This is a genomic window from Mesorhizobium sp. LNHC221B00 (genome assembly GCF_000502935.1).
Taxonomy (GTDB): domain Bacteria; phylum Pseudomonadota; class Alphaproteobacteria; order Rhizobiales; family Rhizobiaceae; genus Mesorhizobium; species Mesorhizobium opportunistum.
Genome location: NZ_AYWR01000004.1, coordinates 164,320 through 189,956 on the forward strand (window position 1 = coordinate 164,320; position 25,637 = coordinate 189,956).

Genomic DNA, 25,637 nt, shown 5'->3' on the forward strand with positions numbered 1-25,637 from the left:
AGTGCATCATTGCGTACACGCCGCGCCGGGTTTTGACCGTCGCCGAGCACGGCATTTCTACAATTCACAACGTCGTGAGCATGCTGTTGTTCCGACAAAAAGCGCGCGGCGTTCGTGATGAAAAGCTGAGGCGAAATGCGGGGCAACCCCACTGGATGCAACCGCGGATTCCGGCGCCGCCGGAACCTTTCCCGCTTCGCTGCGTTTCAGCCTTCGGCTGGGCACGTTCCGGCCAAACTGTGTCTTAGACAGCGGAGCGGGCATGAAATTTGCGGCGGTGCTGAACCGGGACGGTGGCACCCTGCGTACCACCGACCTCGCGGCTTTTTCCGACCGGATGCGTCGGACCCTGGAAAGCGCGGGCCATTCTCTCAGCATCGATGTCGTTGCCGGCAAGGACGTGGTCGAAACCCTCGACAGCGCTGTCTCGCGCCGTGCCGTCGATATCGTGTTGGCCGGTGGCGGTGACGGAACCATTTCCGCCGCGGCCGCCAGGCTGATGGGCAAGGAGAAAGCGCTTGCCATATTGCCGGCTGGCACGATGAACCTGTTCGCACGCGGCCTGGGCATTCCCCAGTCGCTCGATGCGGCGCTGAAATCCTTCGCCGACGGCGAAATCATCGCCGTCGACATGGCCACGGCCAACGGCCAGCCCTTCATCCATCAGTTCTCCATCGGCATGCATGCGAGGATGGTGCAGTTGCGCCAAAGGATGGAATTCGGTTCGCGCCTGGGAAAGATCGGGGCTTCGGCTAAGGCGGCGTGGGCGACGATCAAGAATCCGCCGGCGATGAACGTCACGTTGAGCATCGGCGAAACCGAGATCGCGGCGCGCATCACCGGCATCGGTATTACCAACAATTTGTTTGGCGAAGGCCACCTGCCCTATGCCGACAACCCTGCTGGCGGCGTGCTCGGTATCTACGTCACGGTGGCGCAGCAGCGTGCAGAACTGGTCAAATTCTTCTTCGACGTGGCGCGTGGCAAATGGCGCGACAACGAGCATGTCGAGATCCACCAAGCCGACCGGGCGGTTCTGAAAATCCACTCGGGCAGTAAGAAGTTCCACGCCGTGATGGATGGCGAACTGGTCAGGCTCGACCGCGAGACGACGCTCGAAATCCGGCCTGGCGCGCTCAATGTCCTGGTGCCGGCCAGCATTGCCGAGGCAAAGGCCGCCTGATGCGATCTCGGACGATGACGGTCAAGGCTCTAGTTGCTCGGCGCGCTTCCTTGCTCTGTCGCCGGCGTCTTGGCGACCTCGCCATAGATTTCGGCGATGCCCCAGGCCGCGAAGGCGAGAAGCAGTGCGGCGATCAGGATACGCAAGCCATGCCTGCCCCATCGCCCCTGACGCGCTTTGTTTTCGGGAATGATCTTGATCATGGCCGGTCCTTGTTTCGTTCCGCGCCTGTTGACGTTCTCGGTAACGGTTCCTTGCTAGGATGGTTCCGAGACGAGCCGATCGGCCGCAGGCCGGAGAAGCGGCAAAGACCGGGGCTGGGCTTTGGGGACTTGGGTGGATAGCAAGGTGGAAACAGTGCCGGTTCTGCCGGCCGCGGTTGCGCGCGCGGTAAAGGACGCAAGCCGTCTGGCCGTGCTGCACGGGCTGGGGATGCTGGATACGGCCGCGGACCTGGACTTCGACCGCATCAGCAGCCTTGCCGCGACCGTCATGCGAGCGCCGATCGCCCTGGTCACACTCGTCGATATCGAGCGGCAATGGTTCAAGTCCTGCTTTGGCCTGGACGAGACCGAAACGACGACCGACATCTCCTTCTGCGCCTACGCCATCGCCGCCGGCGACGAACCCATGGTGGTGACGGACGCAACGACGGATCCACGCTTCAAAACCAACCCGCTGGTCACGGGCAAGCACCATGTGCGCTTCTATGCCGGCGCGCCGATGCTGGTGGCCGGCGCAAGGATCGGCACGCTATGCGTCCTCGACCGCAAGCCGCACGCCTATCCGTCCCCTGCCACGCTCGACCAGTTGAAGACGCTCGCCGGCCTCGCCGCCAGCCTGTTCACCCTGAAGGATGCAACCCGCAGCGGCGCTATCGCCGAGGCCGCACTGGCGCGCGAGGAAAAACGCCGCGCCATCGCGCTCGACGCGGCCTCGCTTGCCAGTTGGGCATGGGACATCCGCACCGACATCATCGAATGCGATGTCCGGCTGTCGGAACTGTTCAACCTGCCGCGCTCGACCCGGCTGCGGGCACGCGACATCCTTACCGCCATCGATCCGCGCGACGTCTACCAGACCGAGACGCGCTTTCGCGACGCCTTGACCGGCAGCGACGACTACTTCGGTGAATATCGCGTCAAGGGCTTCCATCCGCCGCGTTGGGTCGCGACGCGTGGCCGTGTCATCGAACGCGACGGCGAGGGCAAGCCAACGCTGATCTTCGGCGTCAACTACGACATCTCCGAACGCAAGCTCGGCGACGAACGGCAGCGGCTGTTGCTGCGCGAACTCAACCATCGCGTCAAGAACACGCTGGCGACCGTCCAGGCGCTGGCGACGCAGACCGTGCGTCATGCCCGCCAGCCGAGCGAATTCCTGGAAGCCTTCGGTGCCCGGCTTCAGGCCCTGGGCATCGCGCACAATCTCTTGTCCGACCGCGAGTGGCGCGGCATCGGCATCCGCGAACTCGTCCAGATCGAGACTGGACCCTTTGACACAGCCGGCCAGCCGCGCATGACGATTTCCGGCGCCGACCTGCTGCTGTCGCCCGATCAGGCCGTCGGTCTCGGCCTTATCCTGCACGAATTGGCCAGCAACGCATTGCAATATGGATCGCTGTCGGTTGCGTCGGGCAAGGTCGATCTCGGTTGGAAGGCGCAAGGCAGGAAGAGCGACCGTCGCCTGGTACTGACCTGGCGCGAAAGCGGCGGCCCGCAGGTTGCCCCGCCCCAGCGGCACGGATTTGGCTCGATCCTCATCCGGCGCAGCCTGGCCAAGGTCCTTTCAAGCGAAGTGATCCACGAATTCCGTCGGGATGGCGTATTCGCCGAAATCTCGATGCCGTTGGAAGACCTGTCGAAGTGACGGACCATTCCGGGCCGAAGCGGCGGCGTTATTTCCCCTCGCCGGCATCATCCGGATGGTCAGCGCCGGGCTTGGAGTTCTCGCGGTAAATGGCATAGGCCGCGAGCGCCACGGCCGGAGCCAGAATGACCCCGAGGCCGCCTTTTCCCTTGAGCCCACCTTTCGTGAGCAACGTCGGCAGCAGGGCCAGTGCGGCCGTGACGCCGATCGCCTTCATGTCGGTCTTGCGCCGCTTTGCCTCGCGGCGAGCGCGAGCGCCGGACATCAACCGATGGATCAGGAGAACGAGGCCCGCGACCACCAGAAAGCCGACACCGAAACCGAGCGCCGCCGCCAGCGATCCATAGCGGGCCGCCGCCCAGATATAGGCGGCCCCCACCAGAAAGCCGAGACCGCACAATGCCGCCAGAGCGGCGAGCGCATAGACGATGGCCGCCGTACGCGCGCGGCGCACGGCAGCCAAAGTTTCACCCGAGGCGAAACCCGAAAGCAGCGATGCCAGCAGTCCCATCTGCGGCGTGACTAGCGACGCGCGAGCAGCGCGAAGAGGAAGCCGACGCCGGCGGCGATTGCCAGTGACGTCACAGGCTTTTCGCGTACGCTCGCCACCATCTGCGCCTCGATATCCCTGGCGTTGCCGCGCAGGCTGTCGAAAGCCGCTTCACCCTGGGCCCGCAACTGCTCGACACTTTCGGCCGCCGCACGACGCGCGGTGCCGTAGCCGTGTTCACCGGTCTTGGCCAACTGTTTGGTAAGCTTGTCGATATCGGCCTTCAACTGCCTGATATCGGCCTCGAGGTCCGAATTCGCCCGCGCCTCGTTGGCGGTCTTTCCTGCGGCAGCTGCCATTGCTTAACTCCTTGTGATTGCTCGATTTCAAACGCGCCGTGCGGCTTAACGTTCCGGCATCGGTCCAAACTACCTGGAAAGCTGCCCGCGCGCACCCGATCTGGCAAGATGCATTGCGTCAGAACTCGGCGGCCCTCCCTGGCGGCGAGCGGCCTCAGCGCCTCGCAACCGCCGTCTCGCCAGACGACCAGCTTGCGATCCATCAGCTGAAAAGCGCCCATTCTGGTTTGGCATTTCGACCCCTCCTCGAGCGCCCGCCGGGCGGCAGGCAAGATTTGAAACGCTTTGACGGGATCGAAGTTCCGACGAGCGGCGGGATGTCTCTGTTAGACGAGCGGCGGCATGTCTTTTTTAAATGACAACGGCCCAAATAACCATCATGACTTCCACCGTTTCAAGGAGCCATTGCCCGTGCCCCCGTTACTTGATGGATTGCGCATTCTTGTCTTGGAAGACGAGTTCCTCATAGCCATGGACGTCGAGCAGCTTTGCCGTGACCACGGTGCAGGCGAGGTGGTGATTGCCCGCGACCTGACCGAAGTCGATGGCCGAAAGGTCGCAACGCAATTCGACGCGGCCATCGTCGATCTGATGCTGGGCGGCACTTCCACGCTCGAATTCGCCGCGGGTCTGCGTGAAACAGGCGTCCCCTTCGTGTTTGCCTCCGGCTATTCGGATGCGGACGAGATCAAGGCAACGTTTCCAGGGGTGAGGCTGGTCACCAAACCCTATTCAGGAGAAGATCTGGTCGAAGCGGTGGCGCTGGCCTACGGACGTGGCTCGCCTGATTGAGACCGACGCGGCGGCATCCGGGTTCCCGCTACAGGGCACGCTTCAATGCGCTGCCGTCCCTGTGACCTGGGTCGAGATCGCATCGGGACCATATTCATCTTCACCGGAGATCTTCAGGATTTCCTGCAGGCGCGTGCGGGCCCTGCTGACCCGGCTCTTGATCGTTCCGACCGCGCAACCGCAGATTTCGGCGGCCTCCTCGTAGGAGAAGCCCGAAGCACCGATGAGGATGATGGCCTCACGCTGGTCTTCCGGCAATTGCTCGAGAGCGCCACGAAAATCCTTGAGGTCGAGTTGGCCGTGCTGGGCCGGATGCACCGCAAGCCTGGCCGTCATGATGCCGTCGCTGTCCTGCACCTCGCGGCCCCGCTTGCGCATTTGCGAATAGAACTCATTGCGCAGGATGGTGAAAAGCCATGCCTTGAGATTGGTGCCAGGCTGGAAGCTCTCATGCTTGTCCCACGCCTTGACCAGCGTCTCCTGAACGAGGTCGTCGGCCTTGTCGGCATTCTGCGTCAGCGACACGGCAAAGGCCCGCAAGCTTGGGATCGCCCCAAGCAGATCGGTCTTGAAGCCTTGGGAGACCGCTGCCATGCCTCAGTCCTTCTTCTGCGCGGGTTCGGTCCGTTCCAGTTGCCTGAGCAACTGGGCAAAGCGATCCGGCACATCGTCGGAGACCAGCTCGTCGTAATACTGCTTGAGTTTGCGTCCGATTTCGGAGTTCGGCCCGAGCGGGTCGCCCGAACCGTTCCGGCGCCTGCCCGCGGCGCCAGTCAAAATTTCTTTGGTCATATCCTTCATTTCGCCCTTATATTCCCAGCACGGAAGCCGCTTGAATTCAACTCGACACAAGGCAAGCGGCATCCTCGTCTGGTCGCCCATCCCAACCCCAAACGCCGTTCGCGCCCATTCGTTCCATTTGCGCCGGAACTTTTTCGGAGAGCCCGCGTTATGTTAGCTGGGCCTGCAATCAGCTCGACCTGCAAATCCAGGCAATCGCGTCATTCTGAGGGAGACGTCCTACCATGAGTTTATCCGCCACCATCGCCCCGCACCTGCCGTTCCTGCGCCGCTTCTCGCGCGCCGTTTCCGGATCCCAGGAGAGCGGAGATGCGCTGGTCGCCGCGATGCTCGAGGCCATCATTGCCGATGTCGATATTTTTCCCGAAGCATCGAGCGACCGTATCGCCCTCTACAAGGTTTTCGCCAAACTGTTCACGTCGGTCGCCATCCGTGTTCCGCAGGAGCAGGCACAATCGGCATGGGAGCAGCGCGCAGCCGCCAATCTCAATGCGATCGCGCCGCTTCCCCGGCAGGCCTTCCTGCTGGTCGCCGTCGAAGGCTTCAGCGAGGACGAGGCGGCCGAGATCCTCGACGTCGGCGACCAGGAATTCTCCGAACTGCTTGCCCAGGCGAGCAATGAGATCTCTCGCCAGGTGGCAACCGACGTGCTGATCATCGAGGACGAACCGTTGATCGCCATGGACATAGAGGAGATGGTCGAGAGCCTCGGCCATCGCGTCGTGGGAACGGCGCGCACCCATGCCGAAGCGGTGACGCTGTTCGGCAAGACACGACCGAAGATGGTGCTGGCCGACATTCAGCTCGCCGACGGCAGTTCGGGTATCGAAGCGGTCAACGAGATCCTGTCATCAACGTCGGTGCCGGTCATCTTCATCACCGCCTTTCCCGAGCGCCTCCTGACCGGCGAGCGCCCCGAGCCGGCTTTCCTGGTGACCAAGCCATTCAACCCCGACATGGTCAAGGCGCTGATCAGCCAGGCGCTGTTCTTCGACCGTCAGGCCAAGGCCGCCGCATAGCCGCGGCCGTCTGGCCGCAAGATCCGACCGATAGCAGGACTTCACGGCAAGGGCCGCCCGATGCTGCATCGGGCGGGCCTTTGCAAGCCGGGGTTCCCTCATCAGCGATTTCCCCGGAACCGTTTGCAAGCGTCGTCTTTTTCAGCAAATGGTGGAACAAACCGCAACCACCCACGTTTTGCTCGCACCATTCGGAAGGAGATGAACCATGCTTTACTGGGCGCTCGTATTTCTCGTCGTGGCCATCATAGCCGGCGCGCTTGGTTTCGGCGGCATCGCCGGCACGTCTGCTGGCATCGCGCAGATATTGTTCTTCGTCTTTCTCGCCTTCCTGATCATCTCGCTTCTTGCCGGTCTGTTCAGGCGGGCATGAGGCGACCTTCATTCAGGCGAACACTGGAAGCCGCACCCCTCAAACGGTTTCCAGCCACCGCCGGGCGGTGTCCCTCAAACGGACGCCGTCCGGCGGACCGCTATTTGGAAGCTGGTTTTTCCTTGGGAACCCATTTGCCGGGGAACCGTTCAGCCTAGCAGGGGTGGACAGATTGACCGATGCGCTCCAAGACTTCAGATAGGACGGAAGGCGCGGGGAGTGACGAAGTCATCGCGCTGCATCCGGCGGAAAGCGGCATGCAGCTTGGCCGGGCGCTTCTCCACGCGCTGCACAATGCCGGCATTTCCGTCCTTTATCAGGATCGCGAGATGAAGACCGTATGGGCCCGCAACATGCGTGCGCCCTGGGTCTCCGACAACGCCGAGGGCAATGGCATCTTGCCGGTAGCGCAGGCCGACCGCATCCGCGCCGCAAAGGGCGATGTGGTCGCGACCGGCAATCCGGAGCGGCTTGAGATCAGTGTCCCGGGCGAAGATGGCATCCGTTGGTTCCAGGTATGGGTCGATGCCGACCATGGCGACAGCGGCGATGTGCAAGGCGTGGTCACCACAATGGTTGAGACGACCGAGCAGAAGCGCCGCGAACAGACATTGACGACGCTGTTACGCGAAGTCAGCCACCGCTCGAAGAACCTGCTGGCGATCATCCAGAGCATAGCGACCCAGACCGGCCGCTATTCCGACGGCATCAGCGATTTCCTGACCCGTTTTCGTGGCCGGCTGCAGTCGCTGGCGTCCTCCCAGGACCTGGTGACTTCTTCCAACTGGCGCGGTGCGGCCCTCCATGAACTGGTGGCAAGCCAGGTCGGTCGCTATGGCACGAGCACATCGCACAGCCTTCACTTCCGGGGCGCCAATCCCTACCTCAATCCCAACGCCGCACTGCATATTGGCTTGGCGATGCATGAACTCGCCGTCAACTCGGTCAGCTATGGTGCCCTGTCCCGGCCGGATGGTTTCGTCGAGGTAAGCGCCGATCTCAACACCGCAACCGCCGGTGAGGTCGTCCTGTCGCTGACCTGGGCCGAAGCCATTGGAACCAATGGCGGTCGAGGCAGTCAAAAGCGTTTCGGCAGCGTCGCGCTGGAGCGGGTGGTGCCCACGTCCCTGAATGGAACCGCGAACCTCGATATCGTGGATGGCCACCTCGAATACCGCCTTGTCGTTCCGCACAGCAATTTCGAGACATAATGAGCGCGGTGGCCGGGAACACCCGCGGCGGCCAGCGATTCTTAACCGGCTGTTCACCATGAGGGCGGATGCTGTTTTACCCAGATACTGCTGCAACCTGCTTGGGTTGCGACAAGGTATTGGGAGGAATGCTTGACCGTCTCCGACGTGAACAGACTGGAACAGGCGGCCCGTGTTTCGATGGGCGAATTCCAGGATCCCGAAGCATCCGCGGAACCACTTTCCCCGCCTCATCACGGTCTGCTGTGGGGGGTGGTCCTGGCCGCGGCCGCGACGATTCTCCTGGTCACCGTGTTCCGGCTGACCTGACTGCATCCATCCTGAGCCGCCGGCAACGGAGACGTGATGTTAGCTGCTCCCGACAGCCATTATTCGCTAGCCACCCCCCAGGAACCAGGAACTTTTGGCCGATCTGGACCGTTATTGTGGCGAGAGGGTTCGCCATGGAACACATCGCTGCACTGTTGCTGGTCATCGGTTGCACCAACTCGATGGCCGATTGCCATGAGCTGCAGGTTCCGGTCAGCGTCTTTGCGACTGCCGACGAATGCACCGCCGAGCGTCCCTTCGCCGTGGGCGATGTGCGGGGGCAGGCGCAACATGTCGTCGCCAAGTGCCTCGCGGTCGATCCCGCACTCGAGGATGACTATGATCGGATCGTCTGGAATGTGCATACCGATGGCAGTCTCGACGCCTCGCTGGCGATATCCAGCCTCGTCGTGGCATCGAACGCGGCGCGCCCAGAAAAAGGCGACCTTAGCCAACAATAAATTGGAGCAGCAAAGCCCGTTATTTCATGCTAAATGGCTGCTGGTGCTTACCAAAGTGTGGACACAAAGTGAGGAGTGACTCAATGCGGAAGATGATTATTGCCATGGTTGCGGTGGCTGCTCTAAGCGGCTGCACCTCCACCGAGCAGGACGTGGTTGGCGGCGGCTTGATCGGCGCCGGCATCGGCGGCCTGGTCGGCGGTGGCAAGGGCGCGCTGATTGGTGCGGCCGTCGGCGCCGGTTCCGGCCTGCTGGTGCGCAAGCTGCAGAACGGCTACTGCCAGTATCGCGACCGCCATGGCCGCATCTACACGGCACGCTGCAACTAATCCGCGATAATGGAATGCAAATCCGGAGGCCGTGTCCGGCCTCCGGATTTTTTTTATGACCGGCAATCTGTGGCTGTCCCTGCTGACAGGCTGAACCTCAGCCGACCAACGGAATTCTGATCTCCACCTTCAGACCATCGGCCTGGAAATCGCGTTTGATCGTGCCACGCAGTTCGCGCGTGACGTTGAGGTCGATCAGCTTGGTGCCGAATCCGGTTTCGACCGGCGCCTCGACTTTCTTTTTTCCGGCCTCCCGCCAGTTCAGCGCCAGCGTCCGCTCGCGCCCACGCCCTTCCAGCGACCAGTCCACCTTGAGCGCCCAGTCACTGCCAAGCGAATTGGCGGAATTGCCGGCGTCGCCATATTTCAGCGCGTTGGTCGCCAGTTCGTGGAAGGTCAGGCCAAGCGACTGCGTCGTCGTCTCGTCGAGCAGTACCTCCGGCCCTGACAGCAGCCCCTCGGGCAGTTCCTTGCCGAACACCTGGCCAAGCTCGATGCGCAGCAGATCGGCGAGATCGGCCTTCTGCCAGCGCGAGCGCGTCAGCATGTCCTGGGAAGCCGCCATCGCCTGCAGCCTGGCCGAGAAGGATGCGGAAAACTCGTTGACGTCGGTCGCCCGCGATGCCGTCTGCCGCGCGATCGCCAGCACCCTGGTGATCGAATTCTTGATACGATGCTTCATCTCCTGCAGCATCAGGTCCTTTTCGAGCAGGCTCTTTTCGGTCGTCTCGTGCAGGCGCGACGCTGCCTCGTAGGCCCGTTCCTGATAGCGCGCCACCAGCGCGATGGCGCCTGCCGCGAGCAGGCCGAACAGCCCCAGCATCACCGGGATGGCGCGCGACGACGGTTGCGAAAAGGCGCTGGTCGGCCTGAACAATATGGTCCATGCGCGGCCGGCCACCATGATCTTGCGGGTGACCAGCAGCCGGTCGCCAAACGACGAAGCCGGTGGCGTCTCCGACCGGAACAACAGATTGTCGCCGTTCACCGTGCCGTCATAGATCTCGGTGTTGACCGGCAGCAGCGGCGTGCGGCTGAGCGCGATCTGGAACAGGTCGCGGGCCCGGAAGGCTGCGTAGAGAAAGCCCGCGGTCGAGGATCGCGATGCGTTGATGACCTCGGGCGCGGTTTCGACGTTGAGCCGCACGAAGACCAGGAAGCCGGTGAAGGTCTGCGCGGCGCCGGTGCCTTGGCCGAGTTGCACCAGCCCGCTCGCGTGCTGCTGGTCGTCCGCCATTGCCTTTTCGATCGCCGCGCGCCGCACCGGCTCGCTGAACATGTCGTAGCCGATACTCGCCTGATTGGAGGGATCCAGCGGTTCGAACAGAGTGATGGGCGCGCGCCAGGGCTGCGTCGTATCCGGATAGACCGGATGGCTGGCGCCGAAATCGTGGAGGATATCGCGTTCGACCGCCGCCTCGTCGCCCGTCTTGACGAGTTGGAGGAACCCTATGCCGCGCAGGCCGGCGAAATTGTCCTTGATATCCAGCGCGTTGAAGAATGCCTTGAACTCATTCTGCGATATGTCGCCGTTGCGGGCGTCGAACAGAGCCTGCGTGGAGCGCAGCAGCGACAGATGCAGGTCGATACGGCTCTCGATTCGGTTGAGCGCATCGTCGGCCGCCCCTTCGAACTTGATGCGGGCGGCTTCCTGCGTCGCGAAATAGGCAAACCCCGCCATGGTCATGCTGATCAGCGCGACCACGATGAACGCGACGATTGGAAAAAGCTTCTTCAACGGATGATGCGGTCCATGAGCGATATCAGGCCTTTATGGGCAAATCGCCGGGTCAACACAATGGCAATGCCATGCCATCGTGATCACTGATACATCACGTGAGCGGCAACCGTGCCCGACGGGTCGATGGGACCGCCAAAAGGCCTTAGGCGGCGATCTTCAGCGCACCCGGCCCAGGAATTGCCCCCGGAGGACATTTACCCAGGATGATCATGCCGAGCACCTCGTCCTGCGTCACCTCGGTGGTACGCGCGGTGCCGACGACCTGGCCGTTCTTCATCACGCAGACCCGGTCGGCCAGTTCGAACACATCATGGATGTCGTGGCTGATCAGGAAGATGCCGATGCCATCCGACTTGAGCTGCCTGACCAGTTCGCCGACCTGCGCCGTTTCCTGTGGACCGAGTGCGGCGGTCGGCTCGTCCATGATCAGGATGCGGGCGTTGAACAGGATCGCGCGCGCGATCGCCACCGATTGCCGCTGTCCGCCAGACAGCTTGATCACCGGCTCCTTGAAGCGCTGGAAGCGGGGATTGAGCCGCCCCATCACCTTGCGCGCCTCGGCCTCCATGGCGACGTCGTCGAGCGTGCCCCAGGCGGTCATCAGCTCGCGGCCGAGAAACAGGTTGGCGGCGGCGTCGACATTGTCGGCTAGCGCCAGCGTCTGGTAGATCGTCTCGATACCGTATTTCTTGGCGTCGCGCGGGTTGGAGATCGCCGCTTCCTCGCCATTGACGAGGATCTGGCCGGCATCGCGCTTGTAGGCGCCGGACAGGATCTTGATCAGGGTCGACTTGCCCGCGCCATTGTGGCCGAGCAGCGCCACGACCTCGCCGGGGAAAAGATCGATCGAGGCGTCGTCGACGGCACGGATGCCGCCAAAGGCGATCGAGATGTTGCGCATGTCGACCAGCGAGGTGCCGGCGGGAGCAGATGCGGGAGCGGTGTTGTCGGCCATGATGGTTCTCCTTCCCTAGACCCGCTTGCGGTAGACGGTATCGAGCCAGACCGCGACGACGAGCACGGCGCCGACGACGATGCTCTGCAGCGGTGAGTCAATGCCGAGCAGCACCATGCCGGACTGCAACGACTGCATCAGCAGCGCACCGAGCATGGCGCCGAGCACCGTTCCGGAGCCGCCGGCAAGCGAGGTGCCGCCGATCACGGCGGCGGCAATCACCAAAAGCTCGTCCAGCGTGCCCAGCGCATTGGTCGACGCGTTAAGACGGGCCGACGAGATCGCCGCGCTGATCGCGGCCAGCACACCCATGATCATGAACACTTTCATCGTAACCCAGCGGGTGTTGATGCCGGCGAGATTGGCGGCCTCCGGATTGCCGCCGATGGCAAAGACGTAGCGGCCGAAACGGGTGCGCTTGGTGATGAACGTCATGACGATGCCGACCGCGACCGCCATCAGCACCGGTATGGCGATGCCGTGGGCGATGAAAAGTCCATTTTCAGGAATGGCGATGCCGTTCTGCTGAGCGTACTGGCGTACGATGCCGATTGGCCACGGATAGGAATTGGCGATCCACACCGCGCCAAGGATGGCGGCGCAGGCGACTACGCCGAGAAAGGTTTCCGCCCAGATCACCTTGCGGGTTGATCTGGACAAGAGCGTTGCTCGGACCCNTCAGCTGGAATGTGGCGTCGAGTGGCGCGACCGTGCGCCCGTTGGTGATGAGCCATGCCATGCCGCGCCAGACCAGCAGGCCGCCCAATGTCACGATGAAGGCCGGAACTTCGAGGTAGGCGATGATGAAGCCCTGGAATGCGCCGATCAGGAGACCGAGCACCACGCCGGCGGCCAGTGCAATGATCCAGAGCCAGGGATCTCCAAGCTGGAAGCCGATGACTCGAATGAGGAATTCGGCTTGCGCCACGCCCATGATCATGCCGATCACACCTTCGACGGAGCCAACCGAAAGGTCGATGTTGCGCATGACGATGACCAGCACCATGCCGGTCGCCATGATCGCGACCGAGGACGTCTGCACCGACAGGTTCCAGAGATTGCGCGGCGTCAGGAAAAGCCCGCCCGACAGGATGTGGATGCCGATCCAGATGACCAGCAGCGCGCCGACCATGCCAAGCATGCGTGTGTCGAGTTCGGTTGCCTTCAGAAACCGGGCGACCGCGCCAAGTTCCGATGCCCGCGCGGTGTCGGCCGGTGCATTTGAGGTCGTGTCGGTCATGAAATCCTCCCGCCGGCTTGCCGTCTGACGCGGATGCCGGAATAGAGCCTGGAAGTTACCCGCCCGCGGCGGAAACACAAATCTTCTTGAAAAAACGCCGCGGCCTGACAGCCGCGGCGTTTCATTGTCTGACGTCTTCGGGATCAGTTGCAGGCCGCGACGCTGCCGGCGGCGACGCCCGCGCAGACCTCGTCCTTCTTGATCCAGCCGGCGTCGATGACCACGTTGAGATTGTCCTTGGTGATCGCAACCGGTGTCAGGAACAGCGACTTGACGGTGTTGCCGCCAGGCGTCGTGAAGTCCTTCGCACCGGCGATGTCGGCCATCTTCTTGCCGTCGGCCAGCTGCGAGGCGATCTCGGCCGCGTTCTTGCCGAGTTCGCGCGCGTCCTTCCACACCGACACGGTCTGGGTGCCGAGCGCGATGCGGTTGAGTGCTGCATGGTCGCCGTCTTGGCCGGACACCGGCACGGTGCCGGCAAGGCCTTGCGCCGTCAGCGCCGCGACGACGCCGCCTGCAGTGCCGTCATTGGCCGCGACCACCGCGTCGACCTTGTTGTCGTTGGCGGTCAGGAACTGTTCCATGTTCTTCTGGGCGTTGGCGGGCAGCCAGCCGTCCGTATAGGCCTCGCCGACATTCTTGATCTTGCCGCTGTCGATGGCTTCCTTGAGCACTTCCATCGAGCCCGAGAACAGGAAGTCGGCATTCGGATCGGCACCCGAGCCCTTGATGAAGACGTAGTTGCCTTCCGGCTTGGCCTTGAACACCGCGCTGGCCTGCAAGCGGCCGACTTCCTTGTTGTCGAAGGTCAGGTAGAAGACGTCCTTGTTCTCGATCAGGCGGTCATAACCGACGACCGGAATGCCTTCGTCCAATGCCTTCTGCACCGCCGGGCCTATGGCCGAGGCGTCCTGCGCCAGGATGATCAGCGAATTGGCGCCTTGCGAGATCAGGCTTTCGACATCGGTGAGCTGCTTGCCGGGATTGGACTGCGCGTCGGCGGAGATGTACTTGTCGCCGGCGGCCTCGATCGCTTTTTTCATCGCGGCCTCGTCGGTCTTCCAGCGCTCTTCCTGGAAGTTGGACCAGGAAACGCCGATGACCTTGTCCTTCGCCTGCGCGACCGACGCAAGCGTCAGCGACATGGCGACACCCGCCAGGATGGCGGCTGTGAATTTCTTCATGATATTCCTCCCTGCGCCGCGTATAGCGCGACCAAACTGACCCTAAGGCCGGCACAAAGACCCTATTTTTTCGAGCCTCGAAAAAACACTGGTCCATCGCCGGAACACTGTCAACAATGATTCTGATGGATTTTGAGGTGCCGCGGACTTTTTTCGAGCTCCGGAATAAATAATGACGGCGTGCGGCGCTTCTGCCAGTATTTGGCGGCTTCGCTGGCGGCCTTCGGGAGGCACGAAAGGCCGCGGCGACCGGGAGGATGTGGGTGAACATGTCGGTCGGAATCCGCCACGACGATCTGCGCCGGCGCAACCGCGCCATGGTGATCTCGGCCGTGCGCCGTGCCGGTCAGCCTTCGCGCACCGAGATCGCCGCCACCACCGGCCTCAGCCACTCGACCATCTCGGCGATCTCCTCCGACCTGATCGGCGAAGGCGTCCTGACCGAGGGCAAGCCGAGCGAGGCCGGGTCGCTGAAACGCGGCAGGCCGCAGGTCGGCCTTACCCTCAACCCGGAGGCGGCGGCGGTGATGACCGTGGTGCTGTCGCTGAATTTCCTGTCGGTCGCCGTCATCGACTATGCCGGCCAGGTGATATCGGAGGAACAGCGCCGGCTGGACACGCTGACCATGTCGCGCGAGGCGCTGATCGGCGAATGCGTCGCCATCGTGCGGCGCCGCATCGACGATCCCGACATCGATGTCCGCAGCGTCGCCCGCATCGCACTAGCCATCCAGGGCATCACCGATACCGAGGCGCGCGCCATGCTGTGGTCGCCGATCACGCCGCAGACCGACATCGCGTTCGCCGACATATTCGAGGCCGAGTTCGGCATCCCCGCCACCATGGAAAACGACTGCAACATGATGGCGGTGGCGCTGCGCTGGCGCGATCCCGAGCGCTACCGCGACGACTTCATCGCCATTCTGCTGTCTCACGGCATCGGCATGGGCCTTGTGCTGAAGGGCCAACTGTTCACCGGCACCCACTCGTCGGGTGGCGAATTCGGCCACATGATCCACCGGCCGGGCGGCGCACTCTGCCGCTGCGGACGGCGCGGCTGCGTCGAGGCCTATGCCGGCAACTACGCCATCTGGCGCAACGCGAGACAGCTTGGCGAGGACACCGAACCGGTCGACGTCAGCGACGCCGACATGCGGGCGCTGGCGGCCTCGGCGCGCGACAAGGACGGGCCGGAGCGCCAGGCCTATCGCAAGGCCGGCGAGGCGCTCGGCTATGGCCTCGGCAGCCTGTTCGCGCTGATCGATCCCGCCCCCGTCGCCATGGTCGGCGTCAGCGCCGCCGCCTTCGACCTGATCGAGCCGGCATTGCGCGAGGCGATTGCCCAGACCGCCGGTGGCCAGCACTCGAAATCGATCTCCTTCGACACCGAGCCTAACGAACTGCCGCTGATCCGCGAAGGCTGCGCCATGCGCGCACTGACCTTCGTCGACCAGGAAATTTTCGCGCCGGGCGTGCAGGCGAGAGCAGGCGCGGCTGGGAAGAATGTTGCCTGAGCAAGGCGCCGGGATGTGTTGAGATTCAGGTCAGGCCGAGGCGAGAATGGTGGATTCCGAGAACCGGAACGGAGCGGACATTTGGGTCCGTGAGTACCGGAAGCGCAGGAAGCCGCCATTCGCAGGCCGGCATCACCTGAATATCAGCATATCCCCTAATCTTCCCGGATCGCGTAGCCCGCCCCACGAATCGTGCGGATCACATCCGGCATGCGGCCATTGTTGACCGCCTTGCGCAGCCGCCCGACATGCACGTCGACGGTGCGCTCGTCTATGTAGATCGTCTCGCCCCAGACATTGTCGAGCAGCTGGCTGCGCGAGAACACCCGGCCGGGATGGCGCATCATGAATTCGAGCAGGCGGAACTCGGTCGGCCCGAGCCGGATCTCGCTCTTCTTGCGGTAGACACGGTGCGATTCGCGGTCGAGCACGATATCGCCGACCTTGAGCACGCTGGACAGCACTTCAGGTTTGGCGCGGCGCAGCAGCGCCTTGACGCGTGCCATGAACTCCGGCGTCGAGAACGGCTTGACCAGATAGTCGTCGGCGCCGGTCGACAGGCCGCGCACGCGGTCGCTCTCCTCGCCCCGCGCGGTCAGCATGATGATCGGCAGCCGCTCGGTCTCGGGCCGCATCCGCAGGCGCCGGCAGAGTTCGATGCCGGACACCGCCGGCACCATCCAGTCGAGCACCAGAAGGTCGGGCACGTTCTCCTGCAGGCGGATCTCCGCCTCGTCGCCGCGCGTCACCACCTCGACTTGGTAGCCCTCGGATTCCAGATTGTAGCGGAGCAGCACCCCTAGCGGCTCCTCATCCTCCACCACCATGATGCGTGGCGCGATCATCGGCTGGTCACCCCTGCTATGCCGCCGGCGCCGACATCGCGGTTTCGTCCTGCTTCGGGCGATTGGCGGGCAGCTGCGTGCCGGTCAGCACATAATACGCATTCTCGGCGATGTTGGTCACGTGGTCGCCGATGCGTTCGAGGTTCTTGGCACAGAACAGAAGATGCGTGCAGGCGGTGATGTTGCGCGGATCTTCCATCATGTAGGTCAGCAGTTCGCGAAACACCGAAGTGTATTTGACGTCGATACGCTCGTCGTCGGCGCGCAGCTTGGCCAGTGCGGCGGCATCGCGCGCCGCATATTCCTCGATGACACCCTGAACCTGGATCAGCACCAGCTGCGCCATCGCGTCGATGGAGTGCGACAGGTCGCGCGGCGTGGCGGAGAGCCCGACCGTGCCGACGCGCTTGGCGATGTTCTTGGCAAGGTCGCCGATGCGTTCGAGATCGCCGGCCATGCGGATCGAGCCCACGACATGGCGCAGATCGTCGGCCATCGGCTGGCGCTTTGCGATCAGCGTGATGGCGCGGTCGTCCAGCTCGCGCTGGCGCGCATCCATGATCGCGTCATCGGAGACGACGCGTTGGGCGAGCGCATTGTCGGAGTTCAGCAGCGCCTTGGTGGCACCGCCGACCATCGAGCCGGCGAGGTCGCCCATGTCGCTGATCAGCCTGCTGATCTGTCCGAGATCTTCGTCGAAGGCTGCAACCGTGTGTTCGGCCATGATCCTGGTCCTCGTATGCGTGCGATCAGCCGAAGCGGCCGGTGATGTAGTCCTGCGTGCGCTTCTCGCGGGGCGACGTGAATATCTTCTCCGTCTTGTCGAACTCGACCAGTTCGCCCAGGTACATGAAGGCCGTCTGCTTCGACACGCGCGCCGCCTGCTGCATGTTGTGGGTGACGATGACGATCGTGTAGTCGGCCTGCAATTCGTCGATCAGCTCCTCGATCTTGGCGGTCGACAGCGGATCGAGCGCCGAGGCCGGCTCGTCGAGCAGGATGACTTCCGGCTTCACCGCCACGGTACGGGCAATGCAGAGCCGCTGCTGCTGGCCGCCCGAAAGGCTGAGGCCGCTGGCATTGAGCTTGTCCTTGACCTCGGTCCAGAGTGCTGCGCGCTTCAGCGCCTGTTCGACGCGGCCGTCCATCTCGGCCTTGCTGATCTTCTCATAGAGCCTGACACCGAAGGCGATGTTCTCATAGATCGACATCGGGAACGGCGTCGGCTTCTGGAACACCATGCCGATCTTGGTGCGCAACAGGTTGAGATCCTGCGAGCGGTCGAGAACGTTCTTGCCGTCGAGCAGCACCTGGCCCTCGGCTGTCTGCCTGGGATAGAGCTCGTAGATGCGGTTGAAGACGCGCAGCAGCGTCGACTTTCCGCAGCCCGACGGTCCGATGAAGGCGGTGACGCTGCGTTCGGGCAGCGACAGCGTGATGTCCTTCAGCGCCTTCGACTGGCCGTAGTAGAAATTGAGGTTCTTGACCTCGATCTTTGCCTTGGCGGCTGCCTCGGCGGCGATCGTCATGTCTGGAGACAACATCTGGCTCATTTGTCCTCTCTGCGTCCGGTCAGGCTGCGCGCAAAGATGCTGAGCGCGAGAACCGTCAATGTAATTATGAGTGCGCCGGTCCAGGCCAGCTGCTGCCATTCCTCGTAGGGGCTGAGAGCGAACTGGAAGATGGTGACAGGCAGGCTGGCCATCGGCGCGTTGAGATTGCTCGACCAGAACTGGTTGTTGAGCGCGGTGAACAGCAGCGGCGCCGTTTCGCCGGAGATGCGGGCGATGGCCAGCAATATGCCGGTGACGATGCCCGAAAGCGCGGCGCGGTAGGCGACAGAACGGATGACCACCCAGCGCGGCGCGCCGATCGCGGTGCCGGCTTCGCGCAAGGCGTTGGGCACCAGATTGAGCATGTCCTCGGTGGTGCGCACGACGACGGGGATGACCAGGATGGCCAGCGCGACGGCGCCAGCGATCGCCGAGAAGTGCCCCATCGGCCGAACCATCAATTCGTAGACGAACAGGCCGATGATGATCGACGGCGCCGACAGAAGGATGTCGTTGATGAAGCGCACAATGGTGGTGAGCTTCGAAAAGCGGCCGTATTCGGCCATGTAGGTGCCGGCCAGCACACCGATCGGCGTGCCGACAATGATGCCGATGACGGTCATCACGATGCTGCCGTAGATGGCGTTGAGCAGGCCGCCGGCGTCGCCGGGCGGCGGGGTCATTTGCGTGAAGACCGAAAGATTGACGCCCGACAGGCCCTTGTAGAGCAGGGCGCCGAGAATGAGCGCCAGCCAGGCAAGGCCGATGCCCGCCGCGGCGACGCACAGCGTCATCATCACGCCATTCTTGCGCTTGCGGCTCTGGTGAAGCGACGTGGCTGTCGACATCGGTTCAGGCTCCGGTGCGGGCGTCGATGCGCATCAGCATGTAGCGTGCGATGGCAAGGATCAGGAAAGTGATGACGAACAGGATCAGGCCGAGCGCCACCAGCGAAGACGTGTAGAGATCGCCGACCGCCTCGGTGAATTCGTTGGCGATGGTCGCGGAGATCGTCGTTGCGGGCGCAAACAGCGACGTACTGATGCGGTGGGCGTTGCCGATGACGAAGGTCACCGCCATGGTTTCGCCGAGCGCGCGGCCAAGGCCGAGCATGACGCCGCCCATGATGCCGATCCGAGTGTAGGGGATGACGACGCGGCGGGTCACTTCCCAGGTCGTGCAGCCGATGCCGTAGGCCGATTCCTTCAGCACCGGAGGCACCGTGTCGAAGACGTCCTTGGTGATCGAGGTGATGAAAGGCAGCACCATGATGGCGAGGATCATCGACGATGTCAGCAGGCCGATGCCGTAGGGCGGGCCGGCAAACAGGCTGCTGAGGCCTGGGATACCGTGGAACACGCTGATGATGAACGGCTGCACCGTGGTCTGCAGGAACGGCGCCAGCACGAACAGGCCCCAGATGCCGTAGATGATCGAGGGAATGCCGGCCAGCAATTCCACCGCCATGCCGATGGGGCGCCGCAGCGGGCGCGGGCAAAGCTCGGTGAGGAAAATGGCGATGCCGATGCCGAGCGGCACGGCGATCAGGATGGCGATTGCCGAGGTGATGATGGTGCCGTAGATCGGCGCCAGCGCGCCGAATTTCTCCGTCACCGGGTTCCAGCTTTCGCTGGTCAGGAACGAGAAGCCGAAGGTCGAGAGGGCCTGCCAAGAGCCGGCAAACAGCGAGATCGCGACGCCGCCGAGCAGCACCAGCACCAATATCGCGGCGGCGCGGGTCATTGCGTGGAAGATCGCGTCTGTCAGCGCAAACCGCCTGACGATGGCGTCGCGCGAACCTCGGATGGCTGGCAAGGCTTCCTGGACAGCGCTCATGTCAAGCTCGGCTCTTTCGAGTTGAAGGAAAAGGAGCGCCGCGGGCGCGGCGCTCCTCCAGAGATGTTACTCGCCGGCGTAGACGGGCTTGCCGTCGGCCTGGATGTCGGTCTTCCACGAAGCCTTGATCAGGTCGACGACGCTGTCGGGGATCGACACATAGTCGAGCGCCTTGGCGGTTTCCTTGCCGTCCTTGTAGGCCCAGGCGAAGAATTTCAGCGCTTCGCCGGTGGCAGCAGCGTCATCGGGAACCTTGTGGATCAGCACCCAGGTCGAAGCAGCGATCGGCCAGGTGGTGTCGCCGGGCTCGTTGGTGATGATGACGTTGAAGTTCTTGGCAGTCTTGAAGTCGGCGTTCGAAGCGGCAGCGCCGAAGGATTCGAGCGACGGCTCGACGACCTTGCCGGCTGCATTCAGCATCTTTGAGTAGGACAGGTTGTTCTGCTTGGCATAGGCGTATTCGACGTAGCCGATGCCGCCGTCGGTCTGCTTGACGGTGTTGGCAACGCCTTCGCTGCCCTTGGCGCCGACGCCGGTCGGCCATTCGACGGCCGTGTCCGAGCCGACCTTGTCCTTCCAGTCGGGCGAGAGCTTAACCAGGTAGTCGGTGAAGTTGAAGGTGGTGCCCGAGCCGTCCGAGCGGTGCACGACGGCGATGGCGGTCGACGGCAGGGTTAGGGTGGGGTTCAGCGCCTTGATCGCGGCATCGTCCCAGGTGGTGATGGCGCCGAGATAGATCTGGGCCAGCGTCTTGCCGTCGAGGACGAGTTCGCCCGGCTTGACGCCGGAGAGGTTGACGATCGGCACGATGCCGCCCATCACCATCGGGAACTGCACGAGGCCGTTCTTTTCCAGATCGGCATCGGACATCGGCTTGTCGGTGGCGCCGAAGGTCACGGTCTTGGCGATGACCTGCTTGATGCCGCCGCCGGAGCCGATCGACTGGTAGTTGAGGCCGATGCCGGTGTCTTTCTTGTAGGTGTCGGCCCACTTGGCAAACACCGGATAGATGAAGGTCGAGCCGGCGCCTGAAAGGTCAGCTGCCATTGCCGCGGAAAGGGTGATGGTGGACGCCGCAGCCATTGCAATCGCAACGGCCGCCGAGCGGATGAAATGTCTCATGTGGCCTGCTCCTGTTCGGAAGATGGTCTCTCGGCGCCATTTCTTGCCAGCGCCCGCTGAGGCCAATAGCCTTCGATTATAACAGTCGCATGACAGTTTCATGTCAGCCCGGTAACGCGTTGCCGAAGCCGGCAAAGGCGGTAGCGCGGCTGGTTCGCGGCCCGATCCGAGTTTGTCCCCGGAATCATGGGCTTGGGCCGTCCGTAGGCCGCAGCCACCGCCGGATTCGACGGGGCCTTCAAGGATGAAGAAAATCCGGACGGGAGTGCGTTGCTCGAGGCCAGAGCGTGTCGTGGCCGGGCCATCGCCGAAAACAGGTCCGTTGGGGTAGAGTGACGCTGTTCCTTGCCGGCGGTCGCTGCTCCCGCCCGTAACTGGATGAGCGGAATTCGATGTTGCCATTGTCCCGGCTAGGCACAGTCTTTGATATGGTGCGATCGCACCATAGCCATTGCACGCGGGGGTAGCAGGGAATCTCCTACTGATTCCCTCGGCTTGCGTCGTCAGATGCCGCGAATCCGCGACGCGGTGCTATCCCGCGTTGCGCTGCACCTGGCGGCTGGCGCCGACCCAGCGCTCGACCTTCTCCAAGAGGGCCCTGGGGCTGATCGGTTTGGGCAGATAGTCGTCCATGCCCGCTTCCAGGCATCGTTCGCGATCGCCCTTGAGCGCATGCGCGGTGACGCCGACGATCGGCACATGCGTGCCGGTTTCTTCCTCCAGCCGGCGGATCGCGGCCGTCGCTTCGAGACCGCTCATCTCCGGCATCGAGACGTCCATCAGGATCATGCACGGATTGAGCTTGCCGAAGGCGTCGAGTGCCTTGCGGCCGTTGCTGACGATCTCGAAGCCGTAGCCGGTCTCGCCAAGGATCTGGGTGAAGACCATCTGGTTCACCTCATTGTCTTCGGCCACGAGGATATCAAGCCTCTGTCCGTCACCGCCGACGGCCGGCAGCCTGGGACGAACCGGCGGTGGCTGCAATTGCGCGCGCTGTTCGGACAGCGCCAATTGCGGCCGCTGAGGCGCGTCGGGCCCCTCGCCTGCCGATGGCTGGGCGGCGTGGCCAACCGTGGTGTGGCGATGGCGCTGGACGGTCGCGACCAGCGTTTCCAGCAGCACCGACGAGCGCGCCGGCTTGATCAGCTGTGCATCGATGCCGAGATCGCGGTAGCTGGTGTTGGCAAGCGACTGGTCGACCGAGGTCAGCATGATGATCGGCGTGTTGGCGAGTCCCGCGGTGTTTCGCACGATGCGCGCCATTTCGGCGCCGCTCATCCCAGGCATCTGGTAGTCGAGCACGACGCAGTCGACCGGTACGCCATAGGCCGCGGCGGCGATCAGCACCTTGAGCCCCTCGGCGCCGCTTTCGGCCGCGCAGGAATCGAATGTCCACGACGTCATCTGCTCGGTCAGGATGGCGCGGTTCACGGCATTGTCGTCGACGATCAGCACGCGAGCGCCGGTCACATCCACCGGCATGATGCGCTGCCCGTTCTGCTGTTCGGCGCTGGGCAGCGTCACCTCGAACCAGAAGGTCGAACCCTTGCCCTCGGCGCTCTCGACACCGATTTTGCCGCCCATCAGCTCGACCAGCCGCGAGGTGATGGCGAGACCAAGCCCGGTGCCCTCGTGCCGCCTTGTCGAGGAGGTGTCGACCTGGCTGAATTTCTCGAACACCAGCTTCAGTTTTTCCTCGGGTATGCCGATCCCGGTGTCGGTGACCGAGATCGTCAGCCTGGTTCCGGTCGGCATCCGTTCGCCGGTCACGTCGACCAGCACATGACCTTCGTCGGTGAATTTCACCGCGTTGCCGAGCAGGTTGGTGACGATCTGCCTGATGCGGCCGACATCGCCGATGAACAGGCTTCCGAGCCTCGGCTCGATGCGCACGATGAGTTCGAGATCCTTTTCCTTGGCGCGTGTCGACACCAGCGTCGCGACGTCCTCGATCGCCTCCGCGAGATTGAAGGGCGCCGGATCGAGCACCAGCTGGCCGGCATCGATCTTGGAGAAATCCAGGATATCGTTGATGATTGTCAAAAGCGCGTTGCCCGATTTGACGATGATGTCGGTGAACGTCTTCTGCTTTGGATCGAGATTGGATTTGGCCAGGAGTTCTGCCATGCCCAGCACGCCGTTCATTGGCGTGCGGATCTCATGGCTCATGTTGGCGAGGAATTCCGACTTGGCGCGGTCGGCGAGCACCGCACGCTGGCGCGCCTCGCGCAATTCGGCCTCGCGCATCTTCAATTCGGTGATGTCGGTGGTTGATCCGATCAGATAGAGCGAACCGTCGGACGCGATCATCGCGCCCTTTCGGGCGAACTGGTGGCGCACGCTGCCATCGGCAAGCGTCACCGTCTCCTCGATCTCCTGGGTTTCGCCGGTGCGCAGCACCGCCAGGTCGCCGGCGACGAAGGCCTCGCCGTCTGGCCCGAATATCTCGACGTCGGTCTTGCCGATCGCCTCTTCCTTGCCGAGACCGGTAAGGTCGCACCAGCCCTTGTTGACGTAGAACTGCCTGAGGTCGGAGCGCTTGGCGTAGATCGACACCGGCACGTTGTCGATCAGGCTGCGGAACACCTCGTTCTCGCGCATGCTTTCTTCCAGCGCCCGCTCGCGCGCCTTGACATCGGTGATGTCGGTGCTGGAGCCGACAAGGTGCACCGAGCCGTCGCTGGCCACCAGGCGGCTCTTGCGCGTCATCAACTGCCGCACCGTGCCGTCGCGATGGGTGACCGGCTCCTCGACCTCGCGCACATTGCCGGTCGCCACGACATCGGCGTCGTCATGGCTGAAGCCTTCCGCTTCCTTGGCGCCGAACAATTGCCAGTCGGTTCGGCCGATGACGTCTTCCTTGGCGAAGCCGGTCAGCGCGCACCAGGCCTTGTTGACGAATTCGATGTTCAGGTCCTGCGCCTTGATGAAGGCGGCCACCGGCAGCTCGTCCATCACGTGCCGGAACAGATCGATCTGGCGCATCGAGTCGCGCAAGGCGGCCTCGCGGCTCTTGAGGTCGCTGATGTCGACGCGCACGCCGATGAACGTGCCGTCATCGGTGCGCATGTCGTAGACCTGGTACCAGCGTCCATCCGCATTGAGACGCTCATAGGAAGAATTTGGCAAACGGTAGCGCCTCAGCATGCCGTCGAGCCAGCGTTCGGTATCGACCGCATAAAGGCTGTCGACCACGGCATCGCCGCTCGAGCGGAAATAGCCGACCTCGTGACCGAACTCCAGCGCCTCTCGGAAAGTGCGCCCAGGCTGCCAGTATGGCTTCAGTGCCGGCAGCGAATCCTGCAGCTTGCGGTTGGCAAAGACGAACTTGTCATCTCGGTCGTAGATGATGACGCCTGCCGGCAGCGATTCCAGAACGGTTGCAAGGTTTTTGCGGGCATCCTCGGCTTCCGTCTCGCGGCCCTTCATGTCTGTGACATCGACATAGGAAATGAGCCGCTTGCCACCGGCCAGCGATGCCAGTGAGGCGACCAGCGTGCGCCCGTCATTGTGCGGCAATTGCCTGGAGCCGGCGACGCCGGCCCTGATCTCGGCTTCGCGCTCGGCGACATGGCGCTGCCAGGCAGTCTCGTCGGCACCGAAAGGATCGATGGCACGGCTGGCTTCCATCAGCTCGCGGAAGCTGGAGCCGATCCCGGCGCGGTTTGGATCGATCCTCCAGAAGTCATGGAAGGCGCGGTTGATCACCTCCGCGCGCATATCGGCATCGAGGACGAGCACGCCGATCGGTATCGAATCGACCATCGTGCGAAGGTTGGCGAGGCTTTGCCAGGAAACGTCTTCGTCCTGTTTCGGCGCCATCTCCTCGAAGGCGGCGGCCAGCGCGGTGACGTTGCGGCCGATGCCGCGATAGCCGGCAAATTTTCCTTCGCTGTCGAAGCGTGGAAAGCCTGACGTCAGCACCCAGCGGCAGTCGGCGCCGCCGCCCTTCAGCTCATAGACGAAGTCGCGGAACGGTCGGCGCGCCTGCATATCCTCCAGATGCGCTGCCGCGCTGCGATTGCCCTTCAGGACCTGGTTGAGGAAATCGAAGCGGAACCGGCCAAGCACATCGGCCGGATCGATGCCCGTCGCCGCCTGGTAGCCCTGCGAAAGCCAGGAGAAGCGCAGCTCCGCATCGGTCTCCCAGATCCAGTCCGAGCCGGCTTCGATAAGCTGGCGAAGCCCTTCGGCGCGATCCATGTCGGCAGTATGTGGCAAGGCGTCGCCGCCTTGCGCTGCTGCCTTGCAGGGCTCGCGCTTGCCGCGCGCGCCGATTGCTTCGTCCGCTTCCGCCATGCTGTCCCCACCCCGAAAATCAAGGCCGAACCCTCCCTCCGCGGTTCGTCGGCGGAATGTGCCCGAGAAGCATTAACGATCCGCTAACCTTAACGAGCAACCGGACCGTTGTTGCCGCGTTGTTCCGTGCGGTTGCCGGGTCGGCCAACGCT

The 25,637-nt window shown here is 63.3% G+C and carries 25 protein-coding genes and 1 pseudogene; 10 read left to right on the plus strand and 16 right to left on the minus strand.

Annotation, left to right across the window (positions count from 1 at the left end; all coding sequences use genetic code 11):
- Window positions 1-262: 262 nt before the first annotated feature.
- On the plus strand, window positions 263-1,183 hold the full coding sequence (locus X741_RS159140; protein ID WP_023776873.1) for a diacylglycerol kinase family protein: 921 nt from the start codon (window positions 263-265) through the stop codon (window positions 1,181-1,183).
- A 29-nt stretch (window positions 1,184-1,212) separates the two neighbouring features.
- On the opposite strand, the gene X741_RS1000000168030 is transcribed toward X741_RS159140, so the two are convergent.
- On the minus strand, window positions 1,213-1,386 hold the full coding sequence (locus X741_RS1000000168030; RefSeq protein ID WP_013892673.1) for a hypothetical protein: 174 nt from the start codon (window positions 1,384-1,386) through the stop codon (window positions 1,213-1,215).
- Between the two features lie 133 nt (window positions 1,387-1,519).
- Here X741_RS1000000168030 and X741_RS159135 point away from each other — a divergent pair, with 133 nt between their 5' ends.
- Entirely contained in the window at window positions 1,520-3,052 is a 1,533-nt protein-coding gene (locus X741_RS159135; RefSeq protein ID WP_023776874.1) for an HWE histidine kinase domain-containing protein, read from the plus strand.
- A 28-nt stretch (window positions 3,053-3,080) separates the two neighbouring features.
- On the opposite strand, the gene X741_RS159130 is transcribed toward X741_RS159135, so the two are convergent.
- Window positions 3,081-3,563, minus strand: a complete 483-nt coding sequence (locus X741_RS159130; protein WP_023776875.1) for a hypothetical protein — start codon at window positions 3,561-3,563, stop codon at window positions 3,081-3,083.
- Between the two features lie 11 nt (window positions 3,564-3,574).
- Entirely contained in the window at window positions 3,575-3,901 is a 327-nt protein-coding gene (locus X741_RS159125; protein ID WP_023763754.1) for a DUF883 family protein, read from the minus strand.
- 342 nt (window positions 3,902-4,243) lie between these two features.
- Between X741_RS159125 and X741_RS22895 the strand changes: the two genes are divergently transcribed.
- Window positions 4,244-4,693, plus strand: a complete 450-nt coding sequence (locus X741_RS22895) for a response regulator (RefSeq protein WP_031249869.1) — start codon at window positions 4,244-4,246, stop codon at window positions 4,691-4,693.
- Between the two features lie 42 nt (window positions 4,694-4,735).
- On the opposite strand, the gene X741_RS159120 is transcribed toward X741_RS22895, so the two are convergent.
- The gene (locus X741_RS159120; protein ID WP_013892668.1) at window positions 4,736-5,287 is read right to left on the minus strand and encodes a sigma-70 family RNA polymerase sigma factor; all 552 of its coding nucleotides are present in this window, start codon (window positions 5,285-5,287) and stop codon (window positions 4,736-4,738) included.
- 3 nt (window positions 5,288-5,290) lie between these two features.
- Entirely contained in the window at window positions 5,291-5,494 is a 204-nt protein-coding gene (locus tag X741_RS159115) for a NepR family anti-sigma factor (RefSeq protein ID WP_013892667.1), read from the minus strand.
- Between the two features lie 224 nt (window positions 5,495-5,718).
- On the opposite strand from X741_RS159115, the gene X741_RS159110 reads away from it, so the two are divergent.
- The 6 genes from X741_RS159110 (at window position 5,719) to X741_RS159090 (ending at window position 9,196) form a co-directional block, all read left to right on the plus strand.
- Window positions 5,719-6,513: a response regulator gene (locus tag X741_RS159110; protein WP_023763751.1), complete on the plus strand. Its 795-nt coding sequence runs from the start codon at window positions 5,719-5,721 to the stop codon at window positions 6,511-6,513.
- 208 nt (window positions 6,514-6,721) lie between these two features.
- Window positions 6,722-6,886: a DUF1328 domain-containing protein gene (locus tag X741_RS1000000168035; RefSeq protein ID WP_013892665.1), complete on the plus strand. Its 165-nt coding sequence runs from the start codon at window positions 6,722-6,724 to the stop codon at window positions 6,884-6,886.
- Between the two features lie 179 nt (window positions 6,887-7,065).
- Window positions 7,066-8,097, plus strand: a complete 1,032-nt coding sequence (locus X741_RS159100; RefSeq protein WP_023776878.1) for a sensor histidine kinase — start codon at window positions 7,066-7,068, stop codon at window positions 8,095-8,097.
- A gap of 132 nt (window positions 8,098-8,229) precedes the next feature.
- Window positions 8,230-8,406 carry a hypothetical protein gene (locus tag X741_RS1000000170290; protein WP_023776879.1) on the plus strand — a complete coding sequence of 59 codons (177 nt, stop codon included), beginning with the start codon at window positions 8,230-8,232 and terminating at the stop codon, window positions 8,404-8,406.
- Window positions 8,407-8,540: 134 nt separating this feature from the next.
- Window positions 8,541-8,867 carry a hypothetical protein gene (locus X741_RS159095; protein WP_023776880.1) on the plus strand — a complete coding sequence of 109 codons (327 nt, stop codon included), beginning with the start codon at window positions 8,541-8,543 and terminating at the stop codon, window positions 8,865-8,867.
- Window positions 8,868-8,950: 83 nt separating this feature from the next.
- Complete coding sequence (locus tag X741_RS159090; protein ID WP_023763747.1) at window positions 8,951-9,196, plus strand: YMGG-like glycine zipper-containing protein; 246 nt, start codon at window positions 8,951-8,953, stop codon at window positions 9,194-9,196.
- Between the two features lie 97 nt (window positions 9,197-9,293).
- Here X741_RS159090 and X741_RS159085 read toward each other — a convergent pair whose 3' ends face one another.
- From X741_RS159085 to xylF, 4 genes and pseudogenes are all read right to left on the minus strand, one after another.
- On the minus strand, window positions 9,294-10,934 hold the full coding sequence (locus X741_RS159085) for a CHASE domain-containing protein (protein ID WP_023776881.1): 1,641 nt from the start codon (window positions 10,932-10,934) through the stop codon (window positions 9,294-9,296).
- A 145-nt stretch (window positions 10,935-11,079) separates the two neighbouring features.
- Window positions 11,080-11,892, minus strand: coding sequence for an ATP-binding cassette domain-containing protein (locus X741_RS159080; RefSeq protein WP_023776882.1), 813 nt, complete (start codon window positions 11,890-11,892; stop codon window positions 11,080-11,082).
- A gap of 15 nt (window positions 11,893-11,907) precedes the next feature.
- Window positions 11,908-13,132 (minus strand): annotated as a pseudogene (locus X741_RS01000000166365) (sugar ABC transporter permease).
- 143 nt (window positions 13,133-13,275) lie between these two features.
- The gene (gene xylF, locus X741_RS159075) at window positions 13,276-14,316 is read right to left on the minus strand and encodes a D-xylose ABC transporter substrate-binding protein (protein ID WP_013892657.1); all 1,041 of its coding nucleotides are present in this window, start codon (window positions 14,314-14,316) and stop codon (window positions 13,276-13,278) included.
- A 269-nt stretch (window positions 14,317-14,585) separates the two neighbouring features.
- On the opposite strand from xylF, the gene X741_RS159070 reads away from it, so the two are divergent.
- Window positions 14,586-15,830, plus strand: coding sequence for an ROK family protein (locus X741_RS159070; RefSeq protein ID WP_023776883.1), 1,245 nt, complete (start codon window positions 14,586-14,588; stop codon window positions 15,828-15,830).
- 155 nt (window positions 15,831-15,985) lie between these two features.
- On the opposite strand, the gene phoB is transcribed toward X741_RS159070, so the two are convergent.
- The 7 genes from phoB to X741_RS159035 form a co-directional block, all read right to left on the minus strand.
- A complete protein-coding gene (phoB, locus tag X741_RS159065) occupies window positions 15,986-16,675 on the minus strand; it encodes a phosphate regulon transcriptional regulator PhoB (RefSeq protein WP_010911896.1) in 690 nt (229 codons plus the stop codon).
- 16 nt (window positions 16,676-16,691) lie between these two features.
- Window positions 16,692-17,399, minus strand: coding sequence for a phosphate signaling complex protein PhoU (gene phoU / locus X741_RS159060; protein WP_010911897.1), 708 nt, complete (start codon window positions 17,397-17,399; stop codon window positions 16,692-16,694).
- Between the two features lie 25 nt (window positions 17,400-17,424).
- Window positions 17,425-18,228: a phosphate ABC transporter ATP-binding protein PstB gene (gene pstB, locus X741_RS159055; RefSeq protein WP_013892654.1), complete on the minus strand. Its 804-nt coding sequence runs from the start codon at window positions 18,226-18,228 to the stop codon at window positions 17,425-17,427.
- A complete protein-coding gene (pstA, locus tag X741_RS159050; RefSeq protein WP_023776884.1) occupies window positions 18,225-19,076 on the minus strand; it encodes a phosphate ABC transporter permease PstA in 852 nt (283 codons plus the stop codon). Before pstA ends, pstB begins: the two co-directional genes overlap by 4 nt.
- 4 nt (window positions 19,077-19,080) lie before the next feature.
- Window positions 19,081-20,064, minus strand: a complete 984-nt coding sequence (pstC, locus tag X741_RS159045) for a phosphate ABC transporter permease subunit PstC (RefSeq protein WP_023776885.1) — start codon at window positions 20,062-20,064, stop codon at window positions 19,081-19,083.
- Between the two features lie 66 nt (window positions 20,065-20,130).
- A complete protein-coding gene (gene pstS, locus X741_RS159040; RefSeq protein WP_023776886.1) occupies window positions 20,131-21,186 on the minus strand; it encodes a phosphate ABC transporter substrate-binding protein PstS in 1,056 nt (351 codons plus the stop codon).
- Between the two features lie 531 nt (window positions 21,187-21,717).
- Complete coding sequence (locus tag X741_RS159035) at window positions 21,718-25,485, minus strand: PAS domain-containing protein (protein WP_023776887.1); 3,768 nt, start codon at window positions 25,483-25,485, stop codon at window positions 21,718-21,720.
- Between the last annotated feature and the right edge of the window lie 152 nt (window positions 25,486-25,637).